6 protein-coding genes are annotated in these 8,160 nt (G+C 60.5%); 2 read left to right on the top strand and 4 right to left on the bottom strand.

The features are described 5' to 3' along the window. Positions 1-550 precede the first annotated feature (550 nt). Positions 551-1,360, bottom strand: a complete 810-nt coding sequence (gene iolB, locus BHE81_RS25405) for a 5-deoxy-glucuronate isomerase (protein WP_004186731.1) — start codon at positions 1,358-1,360, stop codon at positions 551-553. A gap of 18 nt (positions 1,361-1,378) precedes the next feature. Continuing rightward, a complete protein-coding gene (locus tag BHE81_RS25400; protein ID WP_004177655.1) occupies positions 1,379-2,884 on the bottom strand; it encodes a CoA-acylating methylmalonate-semialdehyde dehydrogenase in 1,506 nt (501 codons plus the stop codon). A gap of 350 nt (positions 2,885-3,234) precedes the next feature. Between BHE81_RS25400 and BHE81_RS25395 the strand changes: the two genes are divergently transcribed. Both BHE81_RS25395 and BHE81_RS25390 read left to right on the top strand, forming a co-directional pair. Then, entirely contained in the window at positions 3,235-4,056 is an 822-nt protein-coding gene (locus tag BHE81_RS25395) for a TIM barrel protein (protein WP_002886958.1), read from the top strand. 98 nt (positions 4,057-4,154) lie between these two features. After that, a complete protein-coding gene (locus BHE81_RS25390) occupies positions 4,155-5,657 on the top strand; it encodes a helicase HerA-like C-terminal domain-containing protein (RefSeq protein ID WP_002886957.1) in 1,503 nt (500 codons plus the stop codon). 48 nt (positions 5,658-5,705) lie between these two features. Here BHE81_RS25390 and lptG read toward each other — a convergent pair whose 3' ends face one another. Both lptG and lptF read right to left on the bottom strand, forming a co-directional pair. After that, the gene (gene lptG / locus BHE81_RS25385; RefSeq protein WP_002886956.1) at positions 5,706-6,788 is read right to left on the bottom strand and encodes an LPS export ABC transporter permease LptG; all 1,083 of its coding nucleotides are present in this window, start codon (positions 6,786-6,788) and stop codon (positions 5,706-5,708) included. Then, entirely contained in the window at positions 6,788-7,885 is a 1,098-nt protein-coding gene (gene lptF, locus BHE81_RS25380; RefSeq protein ID WP_002886955.1) for an LPS export ABC transporter permease LptF, read from the bottom strand. The genes lptG and lptF overlap by 1 nt, the downstream gene beginning before the upstream one ends. Positions 7,886-8,160: the final 275 nt, after the last annotated feature.

Here is an 8,160-nt window from a genome sequence, read left to right as displayed (position 1 = left end):
CCCGCATCCATGCGGGCTGCCCCGGCCTTCCGGGAACGTCTCAGCGATTTTGAGGCCGTCAGCACCGGCAGTTTCAGCAACAATGGTGAATAAATTAACGGCAGGTCGCACGAACCGTATGCCGGGCAAGGCGTGAGCCGCCGCCCGGCATAAAAGCAGCGCCGTGCCTGTGGTCATCGCCCGGCGGCGCTGCGCTTGCCAGGCCTGGGGTATATGGGCTTACGGGAGGCTCCCGTAGGCCGGATAAGGCGAAGCCGCCATCCGGCACAAAGGCAGGTATGGCGCCGGAGGTGTCCTGCCCGGCGGCGCTGCGCTTGCCGGGCCTGGGGTATAGGAGCTTACGTGAGGATGCCGTAGGCCGGATAAGCGTAGCGCCATCCGGCACAAAGGCGGGTATGGCGCCGGAGGTGTCCTCCCCGGCGGCGCTGCGCTTGCCGGGTCGGGAGTGGGATTCCGCGGAGCGTTTCGCGAAAAAACACCTACCGCCCTCAAACAGGAAGGCCGGTTAGCATCGCTAACCGGCCTTCTTTATCCGCTTCTGCACCGCGCGTCAGTCGTGGCGCGGGTACTCCGGCGTGTTGATCCAGGCGTGGTCATCTTCCCAGGTGAACAGCCATTTCCGGTCCGGCCCGGCCATCACGTTCAGATAGTAGCTATCGTAACCGGCAATCGCCGCCACCGGATGGTAACCGCGCGGCACCATCACCACATCGTGGTTGTAGGGCGCCATACAGGCGTCCAGGCTGCGGTCGTCGGTGTAGACCCGCTGGAAGGCAAAGCCCTGCGGCGGATCGAAGCGGTGATAGTAGGTTTCTTCCAGCTGCGTCTCTTTGCCCGGCTGGGCGGTATCATGCTTATGCGACGGCCACGAACTGGTGGCCCCCTCGTCGGTGTAGACTTCCACCACCAGCAGGCAGTCCGCCTCGGCGCTGTCCGGCAGAATATTATGCACCCGACGCTGGTTGCGCCCTTTCCCACGGTGCTCTACCCCGACGTCTTCCGGCCGAATGAGGCGTGCCGGGAAGCGGCCTTTGCCCGGCGCGCTGCATACCGCCAGCTCCAGATCGGAATCGGCAGTCACCTCGACTTTATCCTGCGGCGGGACGTAGACCGACCACGGCGGGGTGCGTTCAAACGGCGACATCCGTTTACCGAGATTCGGGAAATCGGCATGTTGCGTTTTCACCGACGCCAGCCCGGCGACCAGCACCAGGCACAGCTCGCGATCGCCGCTCTCCAGCGTCACGGTCTGCCCTTTTTTCAACATCCAGACATCAAAGCCGATATAGCGCCAACCGGCGCTTTGCGGCGTAATATGCTGGATCTGTCCCTCTTTTCGCGATTTAGCCAGTAACGACATGGCGCTCTCCTTCGCCGATTAACCTAACGTCGGCATGCTGAATTCAGATACGGTCTGCTGACCTGCCGGCCAGCGTACGGTGGCGGTCTTCATACGCGTGTAGAAGCGTACGCCGTCCGGCCCATGGACATTCAACGCGCCAAACACCGAGCGCTTCCAGCCGCCGAAGCTGTGGAACGCCATCGGCACCGGGACCGGCACGTTCACCCCAACCATCCCCGCCTGCACGTCGTGGACGAATTCACGCGCGGTGTGGCCGTTGCTGGTGAAAACGGCGCTGCCGTTGCCAAACTCGTGGCTGTTGACCAGCTCAAGAGCGCTGTCATAGTCCGCCGCGCGCACAATCCCCAGCACCGGGCCAAAGATCTCTTCGCGCCAGATGGTCATCTCCGGGGTGACGTGATCGAACAGGGTGCCGCCGACATAGTAGCCCGTGTCGTAACCCGGCACGCGCAGTTTGCGGCCATCGACCACCAGTTTTGCCCCTTCGCTTTCGCCTTTATCAATATAGCCGAGCACTTTTTTCTGGTGGGTATCAGACACCACCGGTCCCATCTCGTTCTCTTCCTGGCCGCGCATGCAGCCCGGGCCTACTTTCAGTGCTTCCACCAGCGGCTTCAGGCGGGCGATCAGTTTGTCGGCGGTTTCATCTCCCACCGCCACCACCACCGGCAGCGCCATGCAGCGCTCGCCTGCGGAGCCAAAAGCGCCGCCCATAATGGCGTTAACGGTAGCGTCGAGATCGGCATCCGGCATCACAATCGCGTGGTTTTTGGCGGCGCCGAAGGCCTGCACTCGCTTGCCGTGGGCGCTGGCGGTCTTATAGATATACTCCGCCACGCCGGAGGAGCCGACGAAGCTCACCGCCGCAATACGCGGATCAGTGTACAGCTGCTCAGCATCTTCATTGCTGCAGTGCACGACGTTAAACACGCCGTCCGGCAGACCAGCCTCTTTCAACAGCTCTGCCAGACGCACAGCGGCCGTCGGCGCCAGCGCGGGCGGCTTGAGGACGAAACTGTTGCCGCAGGCCAGCGCCAGCGGGAACATCCACATCGGCACCATCGCCGGGAAGTTGAACGGGGTGATCCCTGCCACCACGCCCAGGGGCTGCATCAACGAGTAGCTGTCGACGCCGGTGCCGACGTCAGAGGAGTATTCGCCTTTAATCAGGTGCGGGATCCCGCAGGCGAATTCGACCACTTCCATACCGCGGGTCAGCTCGCCCAGCGCATCCGACCACACCTTACCGTGCTCGCTGACGATGATCCCCGCCAGCTCTTCCACGTGCTGCTCCAGCAACATTTTGAAGTTGAACAGCACGCGGGCGCGGCGCAGCGGCGTGGTACGGGACCAGCTGTCAAACGCATCGCGAGCAACCTGAATCGCCTCGGAGACTTCCTGCGCGGTTGACACCGTGACTTCGCGCACCGCTTTGCCCGTCGCCGGGTCATACACCGGCATCGTTTCGTTGCTGCTGCTGATAACGGTTTTCCCGCCAATAAAGTTTCCTGTGATCGTCATGTTCTCGCCTCATAGTGAAGGGGGCCAGCGCACACCGGCCCGTCGCTGATTCTGCTGTGCTATAACCGTAGTAAAATGAAATTTATATTTCAACATTGTTGTGAAATGAAATTTCATTTTGGTGATAACAGTCGCATTTTGCGCTAACCGGTCGCCTGTGCGCTTCCCGCATCGCGCCTCGTTGCCCTCGACGCCAGGCTTCCCGCCGCTGTCGCGCCGGTAGTCGGTGCCGGTGATATTTTGCGAGACAGCTCAAACATTCATCATTTCCATTCTTGCTAATTTTGGAATAAACGTTTTGACTGTTAGCCAATTGAACGAACCTACCCCTCTTCCGTCAGGAGTGTCCTATGGCCATCGCAATGCAACGTTTTTGTATTAACCGCAAAATCGCGCCAGCGCTCAGCATTGAAGCGTTTTTCCGTCTGGTGAACCGTCTGGGCCTGAATAAGGTCGAGCTGCGCAACGATTTACCCAGTGGAAAAGTGACCGACGATCTGAGCCATCAGCAGGTGCGCGAGCTGGCGGCGCGCTACCACATCGAGATCCTGACGATTAACGCGGTCTACCCCTTTAACCGTCGTAGCGAAGAGGTGCGGCAGTTGACCGAATCGCTGCTGAAAGAGGCCCAGGCCATCGGCGCCAAATCGCTGGTGCTCTGTCCGCTCAACGACGGCAGCGAGGTGCCGGCCAGCGAAACCCTGGGCGCCCTGCGCGACCTGGCGCCGCTGTTTGCCTTCTATGGCATCCACGGCCTGGTGGAGCCGCTGGGCTTCCCGCAAAGCTCGCTGCGTTCTGCACATCAGGCGCAGACGCTGATCCACGACGCCCGCGTGCCGTTTAAGCTGCTGCTCGACACCTTCCATCACCATCTTTACCCGCAGGCGGCGGACGAGTTCAGCCAGGTGGAGGTGGCGGATATCGGGCTGGTGCACCTTTCAGGAGTTGACGATAGCCGTCCGCGCGAGCAGCTCACCGATGCCGAGCGCATCATGCTAACCCCGAAGGATCGTCTCGGCACCTGCGAGCAGGTTAAAGCGCTGGAAGCCCGCGGCTATCAGGGGGTGTACGCTTTTGAGCCCTTCGCCCCCGAGCTGGCGCAATGGAGCGAAGCGGATATCGAGCGCGAAATTGAGCAGAGCATCGCGCTCATCCAGCGCCACTGCGCCTGAGACCCTCACGGTACAGCGTGCGCGGCGCGTGACGATTTTCCCAACGCCGGACGACGAGGTTGCCTATAATCGTCGCAGGATAAATGGAGGAATCGACCATGAGCTCACCCCTGTTGATTGCGCGCACGCTGGATAACGCGCTCTATTTACTGCCCGCGATGGCCAACCGCCATGGGCTTATCACCGGTGCGACCGGCACCGGTAAAACCGTCACCCTGCAGAAGCTGGCTGAGTCGTTCTCGGAGATTGGCGTGCCGGTATTTATGGCCGACGTCAAGGGCGACCTGACCGGCATTGCCGCCGCGGGGCAGAGCTCAGAGAAACTGCAGGCGCGGCTGGAGAAGATCGGCGTCAGCGACTGGGAGCCGCATGCCAACCCGGTGGTGCTCTGGGATATCTTTGGCGAGAAGGGCCACCCGGTGCGGGCGACGGTTTCCGATCTCGGCCCCCTGCTGCTGGCGCGCCTGCTCAATCTCAACGAGGTGCAGAGCGGCGTACTGAACATTATTTTCCGCATCGCGGACGACCGCGGCCTGCTGCTGCTCGACTTCAAAGACCTCCGCGCCATCACCCAGTTTATCGGCGATAACGCCAAGTCTTTCCAGAACCAGTACGGCAATATTAACAGCGCCTCGATCGGCGCCATCCAGCGCGGGCTGTTGACCCTGGAGCAACAGGGCGCCGAGCACTTCTTCGGCGAGCCGATGCTGGATATTGCCGACTGGATGCGCGTCGATGCCAGCGGTAAAGGGGTGATCAATATCCTTAGCGCCGAAAAGCTCTACCAGATGCCGAAGCTGTACGCCGCCAGCCTGCTGTGGATGCTCTCCGAGCTCTACGAGCGCCTGCCGGAAGCCGGCGACCTCGATAAACCGAAGCTGGTGTTCTTCTTCGATGAGGCGCATCTGCTGTTCAACGACGCGCCGCAGGTGCTGCTGGATAAAATTGAACAGGTGATCCGCCTTATCCGCTCCAAGGGCGTCGGCGTCTACTTTGTCTCGCAGAACCCGGCGGATATTCCCGACGCCGTGCTCGGCCAGCTGGGCAACCGCGTGCAGCATGCCCTGCGCGCTTTTACGCCGAAGGACCAGAAGGCGGTGAAAACCGCCGCCCAGACCATGCGCGCCAACCCGGCCTTCAGTACCGAGCAGGCGATCCAGGAGCTGGGCACCGGCGAGGCGCTGATCTCCTTCCTCGATGAGAAAGGCAGCCCGTCGGTGGTCGAGCGGGCGATGGTTATCGCCCCCTGCTCGCGAATGGGGCCGGTCAGCGATGACGAGCGCAATGGTCTGCTGAACCACTCGCCGCTGTACGGCAAGTATGAGGAGGAGGTGGACCGCGAGTCGGCTTTCGAAATGCTGCAGCAAGGGGTGCAGGTCGCCACCGGGCAGCAGTCGGCTCCGCCGGCGAAGGGCCAGCAGAACGGCGATGACGACGGGCTGCTTGGCGGCCTGAAAGATATCCTGTTCGGCAGCACCGGCCCGCGAGGCGGTAAACGCGACGGTATCGTGCAGACCGCAGCGAAAAGCGCGGTTCGCCAGGTCACCAATCAGATCGTCCGCGGCATGCTGGGCAGCCTGCTGGGCGGACGCAAGCGCTAAAAAAAAGCCCCCTCATCGCTGAGGGGGCTTACGTTTCAGGCTTACCCGCTAGGCCTTGCGCATCATCAGCCAGAGGCTTATCAGGAAGAAGCTGGCGCTCGGCAACAGCGCGCCGATGATCGGCGGTATGCCGTAGACCAGGGTCAGCGGGCCGAAAATCTGGTCGAGGACATAGAAGATAAAGCCGAAGCTAATCCCCGTCACCACCCGGACGCCCATCGGCACGCTACGCAGCGGGCCAAAGATAAACGACAGCGCCATCAGCATCATCACCGCCACCGACAGCGGCTGGAAGATTTTGCTCCACATATTGAGCTGGTAGCGTCCCGGATCCTGGCCGCTGGACTTCAGGTATTTCACATAGTTGTGCAGCCCGCTGATCGACAGCGCATCCGGATCCAGGGCAACCACGCCCAGTTTGTCCGGCGTCAGGTTGGTTTTCCAGGTGCCGCTCACCATCTGCGACCCGGTCACCTGCTTTGGATCGGTCAGGTCGGATTCATCCACCTGCGACAGACGCCACACTTTATTTTCGCTATCGAATTTTGCCGAAGCGGCATAGCGCACCGACTGTAAACGACGCTCCGGGTTGAAGGCATAGATGCTGACGCCCCCCAGCTCATCGTTGCCTTTTACGCGTTCGATATAGACAAAGTTGTGGCCATCTTTCGCCCACAGCCCCTGCTGGGTTGAGAGCAGCGAGCCGCCGTACATCTGCTGGGCACGGTAGTTGCGCGCCATCTGTTCGCCCTGCGGCGCCACCCACTCGCCGATGGCCATGGTCAGCAGCACCAGCGGGATCGCGGTTTTCATTACCGCCAGCGCTACCTGCAGCCGGGTGAAACCTGATGCCTGCATCACCACCAGTTCGCTGCGCTGGGCCAGCATCCCCAGCCCCAGCAGCGCGCCAAGCAGCGCCGCCATCGGGAAGAAGATCTGGATGTCCTTCGGCACGCTGAGGATGGTGTAGAGACCAGCGCCCAGCGCATCGTAGCTGCCCTGCCCGGACTTTTTCAGCTGATCGACAAACTTGATAATGCCGGAGAGCGACACCAGCATGAACAGGGTCATCATGATGGTGTTGAAAATCGTCTTACCGATATAACGGTCAAGTACGCCAAACGCCTGCATCAGGCCGCTCCTTTATTAAAACGGGCGCGGAAGCGGCGCATCGGCACCGTGTCCCACAGGTTTAACAGCACCGCCAGCGCAAAATAGAGCAGGTTAATCGCCCACATCCAGATAGCCGGGTCCATTTTGCCTTTGCCGCCGTTCGACTTAATCGACGTTTGCAGCAGGAAGAACACCAGGTAAAGCAGCATCGCCGGCAGCATCGACAGCACGCGGCCCTGACGCGGGTTCACCACGCTGAGCGGCACCACCATCAGCGCCATAATGAAGACGGTCGCCACCAGCGTGAAGCGCCAGTGCAGCTCGGCGCGCGCGCGGTCGGTGTGGGTTTTCCACAAGGTGCGCATATCCATCTGTTCGGTGTCGTCCGGATCGGCGCTCACCGCCTGGTGGCCGATAATAGCCTGATAGTTATTGAAGTCGGTAATGCGGAAGTCGCGCAGCATCGCGGTGCCTTCAAAGCGGGTGCCCTTGTTGAGGGTCACCACCTGCGAGCCGTCTTTCTGCTGCGACAGCTCGCCGGAATCCGCCACCACCACCGAGGGGCGCGCATTGCCTTTCGGACGCAGCTGGGCAAGGAAGACGTCATGGAAGCGGTTGCCGTTGACGCTTTCGATAAACATCACCGCGTTACCATCGCTGGCCTGCTGGAACTGGCCCTGGGCCAGCGCCGCCATACCGGGGTTAGCTTTAGCTTCGGCCAGCACTTCGTCCTGATGGCGCGACGACCACGGCCCCGCCCACATAACGTTCACCGCCGCCACCGCGCCGGTGAACAGCGCGAGAATCATCGCCGCCTTGATCAGCACGGCTTTGCTCAGGCCGCAGGCGTGCATCACCGTAATTTCACTTTCGGTGTACAGCTTGCCGAGGGTCATCAGCAGGCCAAGGAACAGACTTAACGGCAGGATAAGCTGCGCCATCTCCGGGATGCCGAGCCCCAACAGCGAGAGCACCAGATTGGTTGGGATATCGCCATCCACCGCGGCGCCGAGGATCCTGACTAATTTCTGACAAAAGAAAATCAGTAACAGGATGAATAGGATCGCCAACTGGCTTTTCAGCGTCTCACGAACCAGATATCTTATGATTATCACTATAAATACGCCCGTAAAAACCCGTTTTAGTGCAGGAAAATTGCTTGTTTCATGGCTTAAACGTCATTTATTCTCTTTGGTCGTCGAAAACGTCGCTAAGATTAAATGACTCATCGGTTCTGCATGTCAGGATCTTTTCTGACGAACCCAGGCCTTAATAACGTTAAGATTAACACGAAGTCACCGCAACAGCGGATATGAGTTACGAAAGCTTGCAATTATATACTCAATGGATTTCGAGTTGTAAGAAGGCAGCAGGGCTGTGGCCCCTGGCG

Source organism: Klebsiella sp. AqSCr, assembly GCF_008452795.1.
GTDB lineage: Bacteria > Pseudomonadota > Gammaproteobacteria > Enterobacterales > Enterobacteriaceae > Klebsiella > Klebsiella pneumoniae.
The sequence above is the reverse complement of the archived record's forward strand: the minus strand, read 5'-3'. Positions and strand labels throughout refer to the sequence as shown.

Coding starts and splice junctions, on each gene's coding strand:
- iolB (WP_004186731.1), bottom strand. CDS start 1,360: ATGTCGTTACTGGCTAAATCGCGAAAAGAGGGACAGATCCAGCATATT.
- BHE81_RS25400 (WP_004177655.1), bottom strand. CDS start 2,884: ATGACGATCACAGGAAACTTTATTGGCGGGAAAACCGTTATCAGCAGC.
- BHE81_RS25395 (WP_002886958.1), top strand. CDS start 3,235: ATGGCCATCGCAATGCAACGTTTTTGTATTAACCGCAAAATCGCGCCA.
- BHE81_RS25390 (WP_002886957.1), top strand. CDS start 4,155: ATGAGCTCACCCCTGTTGATTGCGCGCACGCTGGATAACGCGCTCTAT.
- lptG (WP_002886956.1), bottom strand. CDS start 6,788: ATGCAGGCGTTTGGCGTACTTGACCGTTATATCGGTAAGACGATTTTC.